Here is a 424-nt window from a genome sequence, read left to right as displayed (position 1 = left end):
CGGTGATCAGCTGGTAGGCGGCGTCGAGCGCGGCGGGATCGGCGAGCACGGAGATCACCACATTCGAGCTGCCCGGAGCCACCGGCGCAGCGCCCGGGCAGTCCGCTTTGCCGCACCGGCACGGCAGGTGGTCCTGGCGTCGGATGATCGCCCCCACCGCACATGACCGCCGCTCCCCCATGTCGCGCGGATCATCGGCACACACGTTCTTGAGCAACTCAGCGATCCGGGCCGCCAGCAGCACGGCATCACAGCCCAGGATCTGACCCCACACCAACACCCATTCATCGGGATCCTCGGTTGCGTCCAGCAGAGTGGTGTACGAGTCGGACCTGATCAGCGGTACCGGCGTGTCGTAGCCGACTGATTGAGGGTCATCGCGTGATTCTTCGAGAGACCGACCAAAGTCACTCGAGCAAAGGAA

Annotated in this window: 1 pseudogene; it reads right to left on the bottom strand. The window is 65.1% G+C overall.

The features are described from left to right. A pseudogene (locus ACTWP6_RS30435) lies at nucleotides 1-298 on the bottom strand (DUF222 domain-containing protein); the annotation flags it as partial. Nucleotides 299-424 lie beyond the last annotated feature (126 nt).

Source organism: Mycobacterium sp. 4D054, from assembly GCF_052245755.1.
In the GTDB taxonomy this organism is placed as follows: domain Bacteria; phylum Actinomycetota; class Actinomycetes; order Mycobacteriales; family Mycobacteriaceae; genus Mycobacterium.
The sequence above is the reverse complement of the archived record's forward strand: the minus strand, read 5'-3'. Positions and strand labels throughout refer to the sequence as shown.